14 protein-coding genes, 1 pseudogene and 1 other annotated feature are annotated in these 17,918 nt (G+C 33.6%); of the genes and pseudogenes, 13 read left to right on the forward strand and 2 right to left on the reverse strand.

Features of this window, described 5'->3' with window-relative positions; translation table 11 throughout:
- The first annotated feature begins 105 nt into the window (after positions 1-105).
- Positions 106-1,344: an IS256 family transposase gene (locus J5J03_RS18675; RefSeq protein WP_208585893.1), complete on the forward strand. Its 1,239-nt coding sequence runs from the start codon at positions 106-108 to the stop codon at positions 1,342-1,344.
- A gap of 307 nt (positions 1,345-1,651) precedes the next feature.
- Here J5J03_RS18675 and speD read toward each other — a convergent pair whose 3' ends face one another.
- Positions 1,652-1,891: an adenosylmethionine decarboxylase gene (gene speD, locus J5J03_RS18680; protein WP_208592228.1), complete on the reverse strand. Its 240-nt coding sequence runs from the start codon at positions 1,889-1,891 to the stop codon at positions 1,652-1,654.
- 117 nt (positions 1,892-2,008) lie between these two features.
- Positions 2,009-2,281: a binding site (T-box leader), on the forward strand.
- 57 nt (positions 2,282-2,338) lie between these two features.
- On the opposite strand from speD, the gene J5J03_RS18685 reads away from it, so the two are divergent.
- The 11 genes and pseudogenes from J5J03_RS18685 (at position 2,339) to J5J03_RS18735 (ending at position 16,902) form a co-directional block, all read left to right on the forward strand.
- Positions 2,339-4,000, forward strand: a complete 1,662-nt coding sequence (locus J5J03_RS18685; protein ID WP_208591865.1) for a 2-isopropylmalate synthase — start codon at positions 2,339-2,341, stop codon at positions 3,998-4,000.
- 243 nt (positions 4,001-4,243) lie between these two features.
- Entirely contained in the window at positions 4,244-4,888 is a 645-nt protein-coding gene (locus tag J5J03_RS18690; protein ID WP_208591867.1) for a hypothetical protein, read from the forward strand.
- Between the two features lie 73 nt (positions 4,889-4,961).
- A complete protein-coding gene (locus J5J03_RS18695) occupies positions 4,962-5,192 on the forward strand; it encodes a hypothetical protein (RefSeq protein WP_208591869.1) in 231 nt (76 codons plus the stop codon).
- Between the two features lie 408 nt (positions 5,193-5,600).
- The gene (locus J5J03_RS18700) at positions 5,601-6,350 is read left to right on the forward strand and encodes a DUF3883 domain-containing protein (protein ID WP_208591875.1); all 750 of its coding nucleotides are present in this window, start codon (positions 5,601-5,603) and stop codon (positions 6,348-6,350) included.
- A 31-nt stretch (positions 6,351-6,381) separates the two neighbouring features.
- Positions 6,382-6,747 (forward strand): annotated as a pseudogene (locus J5J03_RS18705) (transposase); the annotation flags it as partial.
- Positions 6,748-7,147: 400 nt separating this feature from the next.
- Positions 7,148-8,644: an ATP-binding protein gene (locus J5J03_RS18710; RefSeq protein ID WP_208591877.1), complete on the forward strand. Its 1,497-nt coding sequence runs from the start codon at positions 7,148-7,150 to the stop codon at positions 8,642-8,644.
- A 24-nt stretch (positions 8,645-8,668) separates the two neighbouring features.
- The gene (locus tag J5J03_RS18715) at positions 8,669-11,425 is read left to right on the forward strand and encodes a Z1 domain-containing protein (RefSeq protein WP_208591880.1); all 2,757 of its coding nucleotides are present in this window, start codon (positions 8,669-8,671) and stop codon (positions 11,423-11,425) included.
- Complete coding sequence (locus J5J03_RS18720) at positions 11,418-12,449, forward strand: PD-(D/E)XK motif protein (protein WP_208591882.1); 1,032 nt, start codon at positions 11,418-11,420, stop codon at positions 12,447-12,449. Before J5J03_RS18715 ends, J5J03_RS18720 begins: the two co-directional genes overlap by 8 nt.
- Position 12,450: 1 nt before the next feature.
- Positions 12,451-14,232: an AIPR family protein gene (locus J5J03_RS18725; protein WP_208591884.1), complete on the forward strand. Its 1,782-nt coding sequence runs from the start codon at positions 12,451-12,453 to the stop codon at positions 14,230-14,232.
- Positions 14,233-14,440: 208 nt separating this feature from the next.
- Positions 14,441-16,162: a DNA cytosine methyltransferase gene (locus tag J5J03_RS18730; protein WP_208591886.1), complete on the forward strand. Its 1,722-nt coding sequence runs from the start codon at positions 14,441-14,443 to the stop codon at positions 16,160-16,162.
- Positions 16,163-16,185: 23 nt separating this feature from the next.
- Positions 16,186-16,902 carry a DUF3427 domain-containing protein gene (locus J5J03_RS18735; protein ID WP_331460536.1) on the forward strand — a complete coding sequence of 239 codons (717 nt, stop codon included), beginning with the start codon at positions 16,186-16,188 and terminating at the stop codon, positions 16,900-16,902.
- Positions 16,903-16,919: 17 nt separating this feature from the next.
- Here the strand turns inward: J5J03_RS18735 and J5J03_RS18740 are convergent, their stop codons facing one another.
- Positions 16,920-17,327, reverse strand: a complete 408-nt coding sequence (locus tag J5J03_RS18740; protein WP_208591888.1) for a (deoxy)nucleoside triphosphate pyrophosphohydrolase — start codon at positions 17,325-17,327, stop codon at positions 16,920-16,922.
- Positions 17,328-17,489: 162 nt separating this feature from the next.
- Between J5J03_RS18740 and J5J03_RS18745 the strand changes: the two genes are divergently transcribed.
- Positions 17,490-17,585, forward strand: coding sequence for a putative holin-like toxin (locus J5J03_RS18745; protein WP_073200242.1), 96 nt, complete (start codon positions 17,490-17,492; stop codon positions 17,583-17,585).
- Positions 17,586-17,918 lie beyond the last annotated feature (333 nt).

The raw sequence follows: 17,918 nt of genomic DNA on the forward strand, positions 1-17,918 counted from the left end.
CGGGAGTGTAATATTAACTGTGTAAGTAAGAAATGCGTACGGTTTCTTACTCACACAGTTTTTTATTTGGTAGAATAAAAATATAAAGCTAAAGGAGTGTTTTAAATGGGCAAACCCAAAAGAGATCCTAACTCCGTAGAATTAGCTAACAAGATTATGGAACAGTATCAACCAAAGTCTGTAGAAGATATGCAACATGCATTAAAGGACATATTCGGGCCGATGTTTGAATCGATGCTAAAAGGTGAAATGAATCATCATTTGGGCTATGAATCAAATGATAAAGGAGAAAAAGAAACAAACAATAGACGGAATGGGTACGGAGAAAAGACAGTCAAAACGACTACTGGCGAAGTGGATATTGCCGTACCACGTGATCGAGATAGTTCATTTGAACCGCAACTTATTCCAAAGCGCAAAAGAGATGTTTCTGCCATCGAGGATAAAGTTATCTCCATGTATGCAAGAGGGATGTCTCAGCGAGATATTTCATCCACTATAGAAGATATCTATGGTTTCTCCGTGTCTCATGAAATGATATCTGATATTACGGATACAGTGCTTCCTGATTTAGAAGAGTGGCAAAGTCGCCCTTTAAGCAACTGTTATCCCTTTGTGTTTGTAGATTGCCTTTATACGACAATACGTAACGACTACGAAACAAAGAAATACGCTGTTTATACCATGTTAGGCTATACCATGGAAGGAAAGAAAGACATTCTTGGTCTATGGTTAAATGAAACGGAAAGTAAGCATAAATGGATGCAAATCTTTGATGAAATAAAAGCTCGTGGTGTAGAAGATATTTTCTTTATTTCGATGGATGGAGTAAGTGGTTTAGAAGATGGAGCTCGTGCTATTTTCCCACAAGTAATCGTGCAACGCTGTATCGTCCATCTCATTCGAAATTCGATTAAGTACGTTCCAAGTAAAGACTATAAACCTTTCACCGCTGCCTTAAAAAAGGTGTATAGTGCACCAAGTCTTAAGGCCTGTCATAGTGCATTTGAAACTTTTCAACAACAATGGTCTGCTTATCCTGGAGCGATTGACGTTTGGAAACGGAATTTCTCCCATGTGGAACAACTATTTGATTATGGAAGTGCGATACGCAAAATCATGTACACCACAAATGCCGTAGAAAGTATACATTCCAGCTTTAGAAAAGTGACTAAAAAAGGAGCATTCCCAAACGAGAACGCTCTTCTAAAAGTCTTGTATTTACGAACGAAAGAACTTGAAAGTAAATGGGAAGGTGGCCATATTCAACAATGGGCAATGGTCATGAACCAGTTCTTAATTCATGACCATCTTAATGAACGAGTGTTAAAGTATTTAGAATAACTTACACACTTTTCTTGACAAGCCCAGTTACCCAAGTGTAGGATGGGATACAAGTCACAAATCTTGCATTCTCTACGAAATCTTTATAAAAAAATAAAAAACACTTCCCAATTTGAGTTCTTATTCACTCAAAACACGGGAAGTGTTTTTGCGTGGAACATTATTTTCCAGCCTCTTTTACTCTTGACGACCGTTTCTTCGGTGACAAGCTAGTATGTATATAAATGAACGTAAAAAGGCTGAAAAAAATCAGCCCTTTTTACGTTTTGATCTGTTGCGTACGCTACCTATAATTTTTTATATTACATTACAAATTTCGAGATTTTACGCCTCTTATTATTTCTCTACAATTATTATTGTTTGACTCTAAAGAGTAATCCAAGTGCAGAATTGCTAACTTTGGTTGGACGTACCTTCCGCATGTGTAAATATCAATACTTGCATATCCCCGTTCTGGAGAACTGTGTATACTTAAATGAGACTCTGCTAAGATAACAACTCCACAGATCCCTTGTGGTGAGAACTCGTGAACTGCGAGAACGCAAATAACTGATGACTTTTAGTAATTATTAAATCCAATAAAGCACAAAAAACCAACTCAAGAAATTACCTCCACCACTAGCCCGTTTTGAATTAGTTTGCTATAATGAGCATAATAAAAATTGGAAATGCATTGATAAGAAATAGTACTTGCTAACTTGTTTTAAGAAAGTTGCTGGTTGATGGGAAGCAATAACAGGGAAGCAGGGAACTCGTCTTAGAGCAGACTTAGTGAAACCTAAACCATGTAGAGATTAGCTAAGGACGGAACCCCGCCGTTAAAAGGGAAGGATATAAGGCAAAGCAAACCTGTCTGTATCTGGATAAGTGCATGATAATAGTTAATTATCATGAAATCGGGGTGGTACCGCGTAAGCATAAGTCTTTCGTCTCCATAGCAATTGCTGGAGATGAAGGGCTTTTTTTATTTTCAAATTTAAGGGAGGAATGTACAATGTTTAATCATCAAAAATATGAAAAGCAATACTTTTTGCCGCCGACTATTACTTATGACTGGGTGGAGAAAGAAACGATAGAGAAAGCTCCGACATGGTGCAGTGTGGATTTGCGGGATGGAAACCAGGCATTACCGATCCCGATGAATTTGGAAGAAAAACTAGAGATGTTCCAACTGTTGGTAGATATCGGTTTTAAGGAAATAGAAGTTGCATTTCCAGCTGCCTCTGATACAGAATTTAATCTGGTGCGGACGCTGATTGACAACAATATGATCCCTGACGATGTGACGATTATGGTGATCACACAGGCGAGAGAGCACATTATCCGTAGAACGTTTGAAGCGGTTCAAGGTGCGCCCAATGCCATTATTCATCTATACAATTCTACTTCAGAAGCCCAGCGCAGACAGGTCTTCAAGAAAACCAAGGATGAGATCAAACAAATTGCTGTAGATGGAGCCATTTTAGTAAAAGAGCTTGCAGAGGAAACCGAAGGCAATTTTTATTTCCAATACAGTCCGGAAAGTTTCCCAGGAACAGAAGTGGACTATGCATTAGATATTTGTAATAGTGTGTTAGATATTTGGAAGCCAACACCTGAGCATCAAGCAATCATCAATATTCCGACAACAGTAGAGAATGCGATGCCTCATATTTTTGCAAGTCAAATCGAATATATGCATAAAAACCTGTCTTATCGCGATGGTGTCAGGTTGTCGATTCATCCCCATAATGACCGTGGCTGCGGGGTAAGTGATGCCGAATTTGGTGTTTTAGCTGGTGCAGAAAGAGTAGAAGGAACCTTGTTTGGCATAGGAGAACGTACGGGAAATGTCGATCTAATTACCTTGGCAATGAATATGTATTCTCAAGGATATGATCCTAAATTGAATTTTAATAACTTAGAAGCAATTCGAAAACAGTATGAAGGATTGACAAGAACGGCAGTATATGAACGTCAGCCTTATTCCGGTGATCTTGTTTTTACCGCATTTTCTGGGTCACATCAAGATGCTATCTCCAAGGGCATGAAATACCGCAAGGAAAACCAGGTGGAAAAATGGGATGTATCATATATTCCAGTAGATCCCATGGATTTGGGACGAAATTATCAAACAGATGTGATCCGAATTAACAGCCAGTCTGGCAAAGGCGGGATCGGTTATATCCTCGAAACCAATTATGGCATTAAGCTCCCGTATAAAATGAATGAAGAAATGGGATATGCTACGAAAAAAGTATCAGATCAAACAAATAGAGAGCTGTCTTCCGAGGAAATCTACCATGTTTTTAAAGAGCAGTATCTTGATTATTGCCCGAATTTCCAGCTAGTTGATTACCGCTTTGAAAAAGGAGAGCAGCAGGAAGTCACCTTGACATTACAACAAGCCGATCAGTACATCAAGTTACAAGGAGAAGGTACGGGAAGCTTAGATGCTGTCAGCAATACACTGAAAACCTCATTTCAGCTGGATTATGAATTGGAAGTGTATGAGCAGCATTCCTTAGGAAAAGATTCTCTTGCAGAATCCTGTGCGCAGATCGGAATCTCACATAACGGGCAAATGTATTGGGGAGCTGGAATTGATGAAGATATTATGAAGGCATCGGTTCAGGCTTTGGTGGTTGCGGTCAATAGGCTGGAGGATTCTAAGTAGATTTAAAAAGGTGTCTCACCATAGACACCTTTTTTGTTATGAAGAAATTAAGTACTGTGTGCTAACTGGCTTAACTTTTTAGAATGATGAATAATGTGATTTTTATACATTTCCTTAGTATGTAATCTGTGTAACTTCTGGTTTAGATGTAGTATCACTACTTTTATATCCAATTTTCTGGTATATTAATTGTAGGTAAATAGTTTTATTTGTTATATCATGACAAACGAAAAGGGTGTAAAAATGGCGATCTTCTTCGAAAATCATACAGATGACAGACAAAAAATCTATGATGTAGCTGAGGAATGGAAAGATGAGTGTTTATTAGATGGTAAGTCGATTATATGGGACGGAGAAAATATTTGGACAGAGCAAAATATGAATCGTTTTCGAGCTATCTTTATTGAGAACCCTGATGCATCAGGAAATAGTTTTGATAGCAAGTTAAAAAAACAACTAGAAAATGAATCCCAAAGTGTTTATAAATTTGCTATTGAGCTATTGTTTATCTATTATATGTTTCCGTATAGAAAATCAGTTAGTTTTAAAACAAAGATAGAAAAGCTAGAAATGATTGCTTCATGGAAAGGAGTAGAGTTTGATCGTTCGTGGAAAGTATTTGGTGCATTAAAAGATGGCCTTGGAGCTACGGGAACTTTCTATAATACTAGCAAATATTTTGAAGTATCTTTTCTGTTTTTAGTGGTAGAGAGGCTAAAAGGACTTTCATTAGATATTCGAAAAGATATATTACATGATCCTAAACAACTGAAACGACATGCTGATGAAATACGACAAAGGCTTGGTAAGCGAGTGCAAGCACTACATATATTTTTACACTTATTGTTACCGGATTACTTCGAATCGATTGCTAGTTGGGGGGCATAAAGAGAAAATTGTAAAGGCTTATTCTAATTATATACCGGATTCTTCTGTTGAAGATACAGATGAAAAGTTGTTGATGATTAGAGAAAAGCTGCAAGAACACTATCTAGATGAGCAAATAAATTTTTATAGAATGCCTGAAATTGCGAAGGTTTGGCAAGAAGAAAAGCCTACCGCAGAACCAGAAATAAGGAATAAAGAAATGGATGAGAAGAAAATCAATACCTCCTGTGTGAATTTTGATAGTGTTGAAAATAAATTGGAAGGGTTAGTGTTTGAAAATATGAACTTCTGCTTGATCAAGTAATGACAGCTATTCAGAACGGAAAACATATTATTCTCACTGGATATCCAGGCACCATTATTAAATATTTTCTCACTAACTCATAATCAACAACATTCTCATGAGTGGTATCCTAATTGTTCAATTATAGTTCTCCATGTTTTATTTTAACTTCTACATGAGTATCAAGTATTTAGTAGAATGATATTCAATTATATAAAATAAAAAACGAGCTTTATTAAATTAGGGAAGCGGTTATAAGCTTAATGAATTTTAAATTCTGTAAGGAAAAATACTTTGCCATCCTACAGTTTATATTATTTAATGGATATACGAATTTGAATGAGTAATTGGAAACTCATGTCAAATTCCATTATTACTTTATGTACTAAATGATAAGGAAGAAGAAATTTATTGAATGGATGATTAACTATGGATTTAAATAGAAAAAAAGGGTTAGTAGTTTCTTATTATCTCTCTAAGTATGATAGAAAGGCGTTAAAAGAACTGAAATACGATTCCTTTAGAGCAGCTTTTAGAGATATCGGCACAAAACTTAATATTCCACCTAATACTATTAAAAATAGACGAGATGACTATGATTCAATAAATGATAATAATAGAAATGGGTGGTATCAGAAAGAGTTATCTAAAAGCACTCTAGACATAGTAGAGCAATTCGGAAATATTAGTGAGGTTGCATTAACAGAAATTGTTAAGGATATTTTGTTCAATACAAATGACAATAACTCTCTATTTGAGTTACTTAAAGAGGATGAAGATTCAAGTAATAGTTCGTTCAATAACCGAGGAATTACTGGTAAACAGGCAGAAAAATTATTTATACAATATTTTAACGACGGATTGTTTAATGATTATGAAGGAGAGCTAATTGATACTCGTGATGATGGCTGTGGCTATGATTTTAAATTGAGTGGTGAGACTAAAGTTGTATTTGAAGTAAAGGGACTTTCGTCTGAAGAAGGTGGCGTTAGCTTTACAGATAAAGAATGGTCAATTGCTAAGGAGTTGAAGTCCAAATATATTCTAATAATTATTAGTAACATATCTTTAAGTCCGAAAATAAAAGTTGTTGTTAATCCCTATGAAAAAATAAATCCAACTAAAAGATATACAAAAGTTATATCTGTAAATTGGGCTTTTAGAACAAGAGAAATGTAGTAATATCTAGTGAGAATGATTTGAATCTATTGCTAATCCACATAAAGATGTACCATTAGTTCAGCGTACTTTCGCGACAGTAAAATATAACCTAAATCGCTTCGACTTGTTCCATACAGATCGAGGAAGTGAGTTTAAGAATAAGCTTATTGATGAAGCTTAGAGACATTTGGCATTGAGCGATCTCTTAGTGACAAAGGTACACCTTATGACAATGCAGTGGCGGAAGCAACATTCAGAACAATTAAAACAGAATTCGTAAGTGGTATGTTTTTTTAAGTCAGCAAGAGCTAGCTCTGGAATTTTTTGATTACGTAAATTGTTCAATAATATTAGAATCCATGATTCATTAGACTATTTACCGCCTAAAGAATATTTAAATGCAATCACCAAGTAGAAGTGAGCACTCTTTCGTGGAGAAACGCGTACTTTACTTGGAGATGCGAGCAAGATTGCCTTGATTGCTGAACCAGATTTATTTAATATCTGGTTTCCTGGCTCATCACCTTGCCCGTAGATGCTCAAAGTCAAGTGACAAACTGTACGCACTAGCTTCCAATAAAGCTCTAAAAACTTAGAACACTACAAACAAGTTTATGTTCCTTTAAAAATTTGTTCAGTTTAGTGTTGAAATACCATAATGCTCTCTTAGCTAATTAGGTTAATGCTCGGCTTTTAATTTTACAATATAAAAGCTATCACTTTTTGACTGCTTTTCTATATATATCCCTAAAAATTTGTCGTAAATAATGATATATTAGTAATAGTTATTATTAGTAATTTAGGCGGTGTAAGGAATGACGTCGAACTCTGAATTTGAATTAATTGCTCCAGAAGCATCCTCTGTTGTAGAATCAATGCGTTCAATTGGCTATAATCTTGAGACTGCTTTATCCGATATTATAGATAATAGTATTTCAGCACAAGCAGCTGAAATTAAAATCAACTTCCATTGGGATAATAATAACAGCTATATTAGAATAGAAGACAACGGAATAGGCATGAGTAAGATGGAATTAACTCAGGCGATGAAAATCGGTTCAAAAAATCCGTTAGCGCAACGTGAGTCAAAAGATCTCGGAAGGTTTGGAATGGGACTAAAAACAGCAGCTTTTTCCCAATGTCGAAGGTTGACGGTTAAATCTAGACGTTATTCAGGTTGCTCTAATACTCGGTGTTGGGACTTAGATACCATACGGAAAACGGGGAAATGGACACTTCTAACAAATACAAAGGATGAAAAATCATCCGTGAATTTAAGTGAATTTTCATATAAAAGCGCTGGAACTATAGTCTTATTAGAACGATTAGACCGAGTAATATCGTTACCGTATTCAAGTAGAAAATACAATGCTTTCTTATCTAAGATAGATAAAGTAGAAAAACATTTAAGAATGGTTTTTCATCGATATTTATCAGGTCCTAATTCGATAAATATAATAATAAATAACCATCCTATTGAAGCATGGGATCCATACTTACTAAAACAAGATGCTACTCAAGAATTATTAGAAGAACCTTTTCAAGATGAAGATCAGGTAGTTAAAGTGGCTGCTTATATATTACCACACCATTCTAAAGTTTCTGAAGAGGTTTATAAAAATGCAGAGGGACCGAAAGGATGGAATGGTCAGCAAGGCTTTTATATATACAGGAACAAAAGGTTGCTAGTGGCGGGGAGTTGGTTAGGTTTATTTAAAAAAGAAGAACCTTATAAATTAGCCAGGGTTATGGTTGATATAACTAGTAACTCAGATTTTAATTGGCAAATAGATATCAAAAAATCAGTGGCCAGACCACCCAACAAAATTTTGCAGGAATTGAAAAGGATTGGTAATTTAGCAAGACAAGCTTCTTATAGAGTTTTCTATCATCGTGGTACAAAAATAATTGGTTCAGGTTCTAACACTATTAAAGAAAGTCATTTGTGGGAGCAGGTATATAGGCATGGTAAGTCATTTTATAAGTTAAACAAGTCCCACCCATTGTTATTAAAATTAATTGAAGATACTTCGGTTGATGAAAGAATATTATATACTTATTTGTCATTAGTTGAAGAAAATTTACCAATAAACCTAGTACCTTATCAGCCATCAAAAGAAAACAACGTAGAAGTGAACAAGAAAAAAATAATTAATGATGATGAAAAAGCTAGGGTATTAAGAGGATTGAGTGATTTTATTTATACAATGAGGCAACTAAATTATACAGAGGAAGATATTCTGTTTAAGTTAAGAAATAGTGAACCTTATAAACATTATCCTGAATTAATTGATGCTAGATTAGATGAATAAATGTAAAAGTGAGCGAGGGATAAAATGTCAAAGTTATTCAATGATGCAAGAAGTATGGCTTTAATATACTACGACTTGTTTGTGCAAAAATTTGATGATAATGAAATAGCATTAGATGAAGCGATCAAAAAAACAGTTGCTACAATCCCAGAAGTTACTGCTGAAAAATTAAAGGCTAATTTACTAGAATCAATTAATACTTTTATTGGCTATGATTCTATGCTTACTGATGATAACGATACAGAACATATACCATGGTATTATGATAGTAAAGGTAAAGTTGATTTGAATTTCTGGCATAGGTTTGAAAGGTACTTGAAACAAGAAAAGCACTGGCCAACTAAGGTTGTACAAAGTATAGATGAAACTACTGATAAAATTCTTAATCAGCTAGAAGATCCCACTATTAACAATCGAAAATATGATAGAAGAGGTATTGTAGTTGGTTATGTTCAGTCAGGAAAAACAGCAAACTTTACTGGCTTAATTAATAAGGCTGTTGACATGGGATTTAAGCTTATTATAGTTTTAGCTGGAATGCACAATAGTCTTCGAAGTCAAACTCAAATGCGGTTAGATGAGGAAGTATTAGGATACGAGACTAGCGTCCTAAAGCAAAATCCTAATGATAATAAACTAATAGGTGTAAGTACATTATCAGGAGAAGGGTTTTTAAGAATAAACTCTTTAACTACAAGAGATGATTCTGGGGATTTTAGCAGGTCTACAGCAAGGAAAATACGTGTGGAACCAGGTGTTGAACCTTTTCTGCTAGTAGTAAAGAAAAATGCGAGTGTATTAAAAAATGTTTTAAATTATTTTCGAGAAGATAGTTTGTTAGCCCGAATTGCGACACCAGAAGCAACTCATAAGACAGTTCCAAACGTTCCTATGTTACTTATTGATGATGAAGCAGATCAAGCTTCTATAAATACATCTGATTTGTACGATGAAGAAGGTAACTTATTGGAAGATTATGATCCAACAAAAATTAATGCTTTGATAAGACAAATATACTATACTTTTGAACAAAAAGCGTATGTTGGATATACAGCAACGCCCTTCGCTAATATTTTTGTTCATAATAAAGCATCGTCAGAACAGTATGGGTCAGAACTTTTCCCGAAAGACTTTATTTTAAGCTTGCCAAAGCCGTCAAACTATGTGGGACCTGCTGAATTTTTTAGACTGGAAGACGATGACGTAGAAGATAGTATGACATTAATTAATTTAATCGATTACCAAAATAATTTTGTTCCAATAAGGCATAAAAAAACTCATATTCCCTCTGTTCTTCCAAACAGCTTAAAAGAAGCAATCTTAAGTTATATACTTTCAGTTGCTATTCGAAGATTGAGGGGTCAAGAAAATAGTCATAATTCAATGTTAATTCATGTAACAAGATTTAAGGATGTTCAACATCATATTACTGAATTAGTAAAAGACGAATTATATAATGTAAAGAATAAAATTCGGTATGGGGATACTTCTCCTTTCACAATTAAAGACAAATTAAAAGAAATTTTGGAGAACGATGTTACCCCGACTTCAAGAAAATTTGATGCTCCTATTCACACGTGGGATGAAATTGAAAGTGTACTCGTTCCAACAGTAGAAAGCATAGTTGTAAAAGAAATTAATGGTTCAAGTGGCGACGTATTAGATTATAAAGAAAATAAGGGTACGGGGTTAAATGTAATTGCTGTTGGTGGAGATAAACTCTCTAGAGGCTTAACGTTAGAAGGCCTTACGATCAGTTATTACTTAAGGGCCAGTAAAATGTATGATACTTTAATGCAAATGGGGCGTTGGTTTGGATATAGAGATGGTTACGTGGATCTGTGTAGGATTTATACAACCCCTGATTTAGCGTCCTGGTTTAGGCATATTGCAGTAGCAACTGAAGATCTTAGGGATGAAATTGAATATATGTCTTCTATAGGAGCTACTCCTGAGGAATTTGGATTAAGGGTACAAACCCATCCAGTAATGTATATTACTAGTCAAATGAAAATGAAGTCTGGTAAGCGTCAAAAATTATCTTATAGAAATACTGTTAGTGAAACAACTGTTTTTGAATTAGATAATGACGTTTTTGCTCATAATTTTGGTGTTATTAATAGGTTTGTTCGAAACTTAGATAAACCAGTAGAAAATTTTCTGCAGAAGAGACAAGGAAAAAACATTAGATCTAATCATTTTTTCTGGGAGGATGTACCAGGAGAAACGATTGTAGAATTTTTAACCAAATATAAAACAGCACCATCTGCACCAAGAGCTAATAGCATGTATTTGAAACAATATATAGAAAAACAGCTCGAAAACAGTGAGTTAACGGATTGGACAGTCTGCTTAATTAATACTGGTGATAAGGTTTCAAGTTACCAGAAAATCGGGGGCTTAGAAGTATCGAAGGGCATAAAACGTTACGGTATCCCGCAAACAGGCACTACGGTTTCAGTAAAGCGTTTACTATCTGAAAGCCATGAATACCTTGATTTTACCAAAGAACAAATCGAGAAAAAAAATGAAATTGAAAAAAGAGCTACTGGAAGTAAGAAAAAGAGTCAAAAAATACGGGCAGAGGTCAGAGATCCTAAAAATGGCTTGTTATTAATTTACCCGATAGATCGTGATAAATCTGAAGGATTCAAAGATAAAAATATTAGTAGTTGGCCTATTGGTATAGCACTTGTTTTTCCAGACACTAATCACAAAGATGTAGCTGTTGATTACGTTGTAAATAATGTGTTTACAGAACTGGAGGAACAGGATGGTTAAAATAAATCAAATTCTTAAAAGTCTTGAAAAAGCTTCGACTACTAATATAGAAGAAATAGAACAACAATTAGCTGTTAGATTTATTGATAGTCGAGCAGTAGTACCACTTTTTTTAGGGCTAAATCAAGCAAGTGGAGTAAGATATCTTTTTATACACCTTAAAGAAAAATTACCTACTCAAACTTTAGTTAATTTGCCTACTTGGAATGGAATGAACATAGAACAAGTGAAGACATCCATTTCCCTAGCTAGTATTCATAATGAATGGTTTTTAGTTTTGCATCATCAGAATGAATCTGACTATAAAATATTTGAATCTGTAATAGAAAACATCTGTATAGATTTATTAAGTATAGAAAAAAATGAGGGTATGATTACAAAGTTACAAAGGAATTTAGAACGATGGAAATATTTTTTTAGTGTTCACGGGAGAGAAGGCCTGTCTCAAGAGGCGCAGCAAGGTCTGTATGGAGAACTATGGGTTCTTAGAGAATTGCTTCAAAACAATCATAATTCTAACATTATTGACACCTGGATTGGTCCTGAAAATGAAGCTAATGACTTTCAAAAATCAGGTGTAGCTTTAGAAGTAAAGACATTAACTACAAAAAAGCATTATAAAGTATCAATAAACAACGAAAAACAATTAAATGATAATGGACTTAGAGCACTATTTTTAGTAACCGTGGTATTAAGAAAAATAGATAGTGGAGAAACATTACCTGAAATAATAACTAGTATCAGGCGGAAATTAGGGGATAATGTTTACTCCATAAAGATGTTTGAGGAAAAGCTATTTCAAGTCGGATATTTAGGCAATCATTCATATTTATACAATAAGGGCTATGTTTTTGAAGAACTCCTTTCTTATCAAGTCAGTGAGGGATTTCCGAGAGTACTAACAAATGAATTACAACAAGGTGTTGGGGATATTAAATACTCTATACAACTTGCAGCATGTGAATCATATAAAGTTGATTTTAAGGATGTTTTATACGTTTATACCCAAGATGAGGGGGGATAGAATGAGAGATACATTATCCTTTGCTGAAAATTTTTTAGAAGATATTATAGCTACTACGGAAGCAGAAATGGAAACCGCTGAAAATATATTCGTTGAAAAATTTTGTGATTTTTTAATAGATGCTGAAGAGTGCTTTGATTACCGAATTTGTAATTACAGAAAATCTAATAAAGGAATTAAGATAAATGCCTATGAATACACTGATGATTTTGATTCAATATCTATATTTGTTTCTGAATTTGATAAGTTAAAAGTAGCGAAAAAAATTAACTCGAATACAATTAGAAAAGGTTGTAAACGAGGATTTAAATTTTTTACTCAAACGCTAAAAGGATTAAAGGATCAAATAGAAGAATCACACCGAGAGGCATTTGAGTTTGCAGATATGTTGGAAAACAATGTGAATGAAATAAGGAAAGTAAAAATTTATTTCTTAACAAATGGTGTTACCGTAAATGATAATCTTGAAGATGAAAAGATAGGTAATATAAAAGTAAGTTACCATATTTGGGATATTGAAAGGCTTTTCCAGTTTGTACACGAGAAAAAGGGGCAAGAGGTTTTAAAAGTTAATTTTAAAGAAGACTTTGGTGAATCACTTCAATTAGTAAAGATGCCTGATGAAAACCCGGTGTACGACTGTTATGTCGGTGTTATGTCAGGTGAGCTACTGGCTCGAGTCTATGATTATTGGGGACAAAGATTAATAGAACGTAATGTAAGGTCATTTTTACAAGCAAGGGGAAAAATTAATCGTGGCATTCGTGATACAATTTCAAAAAATCCTTATATGTTTATGGCCTATAATAATGGAATCTCCACAGTAGCAGAAGAAGCTAATTTTATTTCAGGTGAAAATGAAAATATGTACTTTGTACGTGATTTGACTGGATGGCAGATCGTAAATGGAGGTCAAACAACAGCTTCTTTATACCAAGCACTAAAAAATAAAATATCTTTAAAACATGTTTTTATACAAATTAAATTAACAGTAATAAAGGAAAGTAATAAAACTGGTGAAATTGTTGCTTCAATTTCAAAATATGCAAACAGTCAAAATAAAATTTCAGTTTCAGATTTAAGTGCAAATGATCCCTTTCAAGTTAATTTGGAAAATCTATCTCGAACTATCTGGGTACCGAACAAAGATCAAAAAGGGAAAGGTACAACAAAGTGGTTTTTTGAGAGGGCTAGAGGACAATATCTAGTTGAAGTGAATAGACAGGGTACTCCTGCAAGGAAAAGGGATTTTCAACAAAAAAACCCTAAAAAACAAGTAATTAAAAAAACTGATGTTGCCAAGTTTGAAATGTCATGGAGGCAACATCCTGATATTGTAAGTAAAGGTGCTGAGACAAACTTTTTAGAGTTTATTGAGAGAATGAAAGAGTGTAAAGTTACACCGGATAACAAATTTTATAAACATTTAGTAGCAAAAGCTATTCTTTTTAAAACAGTAGATAAGATAGTAAAAGAAATGGATTTTGGTGGTTATAAAGCTAATATAGTCACTTATACAATTGCTTACTTTTCATATATTAATAAGGGTGAAATGAATTTTGATAGAATTTGGGAAAATCAAGAAGTCGATTTAAACCTTTGTGATAAATTACGTGAGCTGTCTAAAGTAATTTTCAAGCATATTACCAACACCCCTTCAGACATAACAAACGTAACTCAATGGTGTAAGAAAATAAAGTGTTGGGAACAACTAAAAGGGAAAAATATCGATACATCCCCCTATATGTTAGAAATAGAAAATGAAAAATATATAACCCAGTGACTGGATTATTGGGCACCTTATTTTACAAGAAATATTTAATATAACTTTTCAATTAACATAAATTTAAGTAGATGTTTATAAGGGGAATTGATTAAAATACTTTATTATTTATTAATATTTTGCTAACATTATTTCTTACGTATTTTTTAAAATAATGTAATGAATTAATACTTAGAAGAAATCTTTTTTTGTTAGGAGGTGAAATCTCATGAGCACCTATAATGTACTAGATTTATTTGCTGGGGCCGGTGGTCTTAGTAATGGATTTGAACAGCTCGAAAAATATAAAATTAAAATGGCCGTAGAATTAAATAAATACGCTAGAGAAACATATATTGCAAATCATAAACATGTTGAGATAAAGTCTGACATTACTGATATAGAATTTAATAATAAGCGTGGAGAATTAAAAGAAGAGTTCAGTAATATAGATATAGTTATTGGTGGACCGCCGTGTCAGGGATTTTCTAATGCGAATAGACAAAAAAACACGTTAATTTCTAGTAACAATCAACTGGTTAAAGAATATCTTCGAGCTATTGAGGCTATCAAACCACAAGCTTTTGTGATGGAAAATGTTAAAAGTATGGATTCTGAAAAGCATAAGTTTTATCTCTCTAGTACTGACAATATTAAAGAATTAGAAAATTTATGTATAGAAATTGTTAAAGAAAAAGTGAAAATTGGAGAAACAAGTTCATTATTTAATTCTATTAAGCAGTTTATTAATGTCAAAATTAATCACAATTCCAAAAGAAATTTAAAACCATATTTATTAAGTAAAGAAACCTTATCCCGTTTAAATACCGTATATCGTCATGCAAAGAAAGTAAGTAAGAATGATCTTCATGAATATTTTTTAAAAGAAAAAAATATAAAGTATTTTAAAAAATTATTAGAAAGCTGGAATAACCAATATAAAGCATGTTGGGACAAAGACTTTGAATTAGAATGGGAACGTTTAAAAAAAGAAATTCAAAATCTTTTAGCCGGTAAAGTAGATTATAACGGGATTTTATCTTCGTTAAAGCGGATAGTAGAAACGCAAAAAATTATGTCTAAAATGCAAGAGGTTTTCCAAAATAATATTATTTATAAAGATTTACAAGAAAAGGATGAAGAAATAGTAATCGAGTTATTCACCTTTAATGTATTTAAATATGTTGTAGCAAAATTAAAACAATTAGGTTATAGTCTAAACGAGAATGACTATATTTTTAATGCTGCTCAATATGGTGTACCTCAAGTTAGAAAAAGATTAATTCTATTAGGGGTTAGAAATGATGTGTTAAAAAAGAAGGTGAAAAAACCTACCCCCCTATTTTTTGAAGAATGTGAATACTATTCCATCTATGATGCCATTGGTGATTTAGCAGAAGAGGAACCTGAAGTAGATATTAAAAAAAGTAAACGACCAAGAATTACAAATAAAATAGAGAAAAACAATTTAAATAATTACTTAAATAATTCTTCTGTATTAAATAACCATGTAAGGACTAATACAACAAAGACCGCATTGAAACGTTTTAAATCATTAAAACAAGGTCAAAATTTCCATGACTTAGATGATTCACTTAAGTCAACGTATAGTGATTATTCCAGAACACAAAATACGATATACAGAAGGCTTCGATATGACAAACCTTCAGACACAGTACTTAATGTTAGAAAATCAATGTGGATTCATCCAGAAAAGCATAGAGCGTTAAGTATTAGAGAGGCTGCAAGGTTGCAATCATTTCAAGACACCTACATTTTCAAAGGAAGCAAAGATTCTCAATATCAGCAAATAGGTAATGCAGTCCCTCCGTTATTGTCACGTTTTGTTGCAGAAAAGATTTTAGAATTATTAGGGGAAGAAGTAAATTCGACAATTCGAGCGATTATTGGTAATGAAAATGTAAATGGTCAAATAGCTTTAACTATTTAACTAATTTTTTAATTTGTTGTCCAATCGCGTCTTTTCTACGTTATCTAGAGGATGAGGAAGTACGTAATCAGGAAGAACAATTAATGGTAAACATGTTATATTACACGTTTTACCGAAAGAGTCCGGAAAAATTAGGTTTTGATTCAATTGCAGAAGGCTTACATGAAGTATTAAAAAGTAATGAGATGAAGAAAGAGATACAAGCAATTTTCACTTATAATTATCGACATTTAGAACTAGTGGAAAAATCGCATGATTTAACCTTCGAATCGCCATTACGTGTTCACTCTAGTTATTCAACAGATCAAGTTTTATCAGCCTTGGGCTATTATAATGAGCAGCAACGTCCAGAGTTTCGTGAAGGTGTAAAATATTTGAAAGGTAAAAAGGTAGATGTCTTTTTCATCACGTTAAATAAATCGGATAAAGATTTTTCTCCTTCGACGATGTATGATGATTATGCAATGAATGAGTGGTTATTTCATTGGCAATCGCAAAGTAGAACATCGGTAACTTCTGAAACGGCTCAGCGATATATTCATCATCGCGAGCGTAATCATCAAATCTTATTATTTGTGCGCGAATATAAACAAGAGAATGGTTATGCTGCTCCTTTTACTTATTTAGGAACCGCTGATTATGTAAGACATTCGGGCAATAAGCCAATTAGTTTTGTTTGGGAACTCCATGAAAAAATACCCGCAAAGTTGATTGTTCAAGTAAATAAACATATCTTATAAATAACGTCTTCCTCGTACTACGAGGAAGACGTCTTAGTTTTCATTATTTTTTCAACAGCAGGAATATCAGCTGGTGCCCACATGATCGAATCTAAATGTTCTGGTGCAAGCCATACTAATTTAGCATGTTCGGTTGCTTTTGGTGTTCCTTCTTTAATGGCTGCTTTGATTACGTGGAGATGAATCGTAAAGGTGTCGTATTCATGTGTATGTTCACAAATAATTTCATCGGTTGTTATTTTACAATCTAGTTCCTCTAGTATTTCACGTTGTAATGCCTCATGTGCAGTTTCACCTTTATTTATTTTACCCCCAGGGAACTCCCATTTATTAGACATGCTCATCTTAAGTGAGCGTAAAGCACATAGAATTTCATGGTTATCATTTTCAATACAGGCCGCAGCTACTTCAATTGTTTTTTTCATCATGTTCCTCCAGTGAAAAGAGTGTGAATAATATGACATTAAAATTATTAGAAACTCCCTTAAATAGAATGAATGTTCGTAATGTTTGTGATATACTAAAAAATGGATAACGTTCTTTTAGGGCAAGGTCGGCTAATCCCCTTAAGAAAGGGGGTGATGCCTATGAGTATGTATGAGAGTTTTATGGTACTATTCGGTTTTGGTACCTTCTTGATTGCATTGCTCGCTTTGATCGTATCACTGATCAATAGAAAATAGACCTCCCTATTAACCAACCAAGTGAGTAGGAGAGGTCTATCACAATCGATAGCTGATCCCTCTAAGGGAACCGCTTATCCATAACCCGTAGTGGCAGCTACGGGTTATTTAGTATATGCATTGCTCAATATAAGTATAACATAACTTAAAACAATTTGTGAATACAAGCAATGAGAATATGAAGCCTAAATGTAGTGATTATAAAGATGAAAATCCTTATAGGATTCCCATTATCTAATTGAGCTGCCACAAAAATTTTCCTTCAATAATGAAAAAAGAAATCAGGTTTCGGAGTCATGCAACACTACCTTTAATTTTTACAATAAAATCTTT

Source organism: Gracilibacillus suaedae (assembly GCF_017599345.1).
GTDB lineage: Bacteria > Bacillota > Bacilli > Bacillales > Amphibacillaceae > Gracilibacillus > Gracilibacillus suaedae.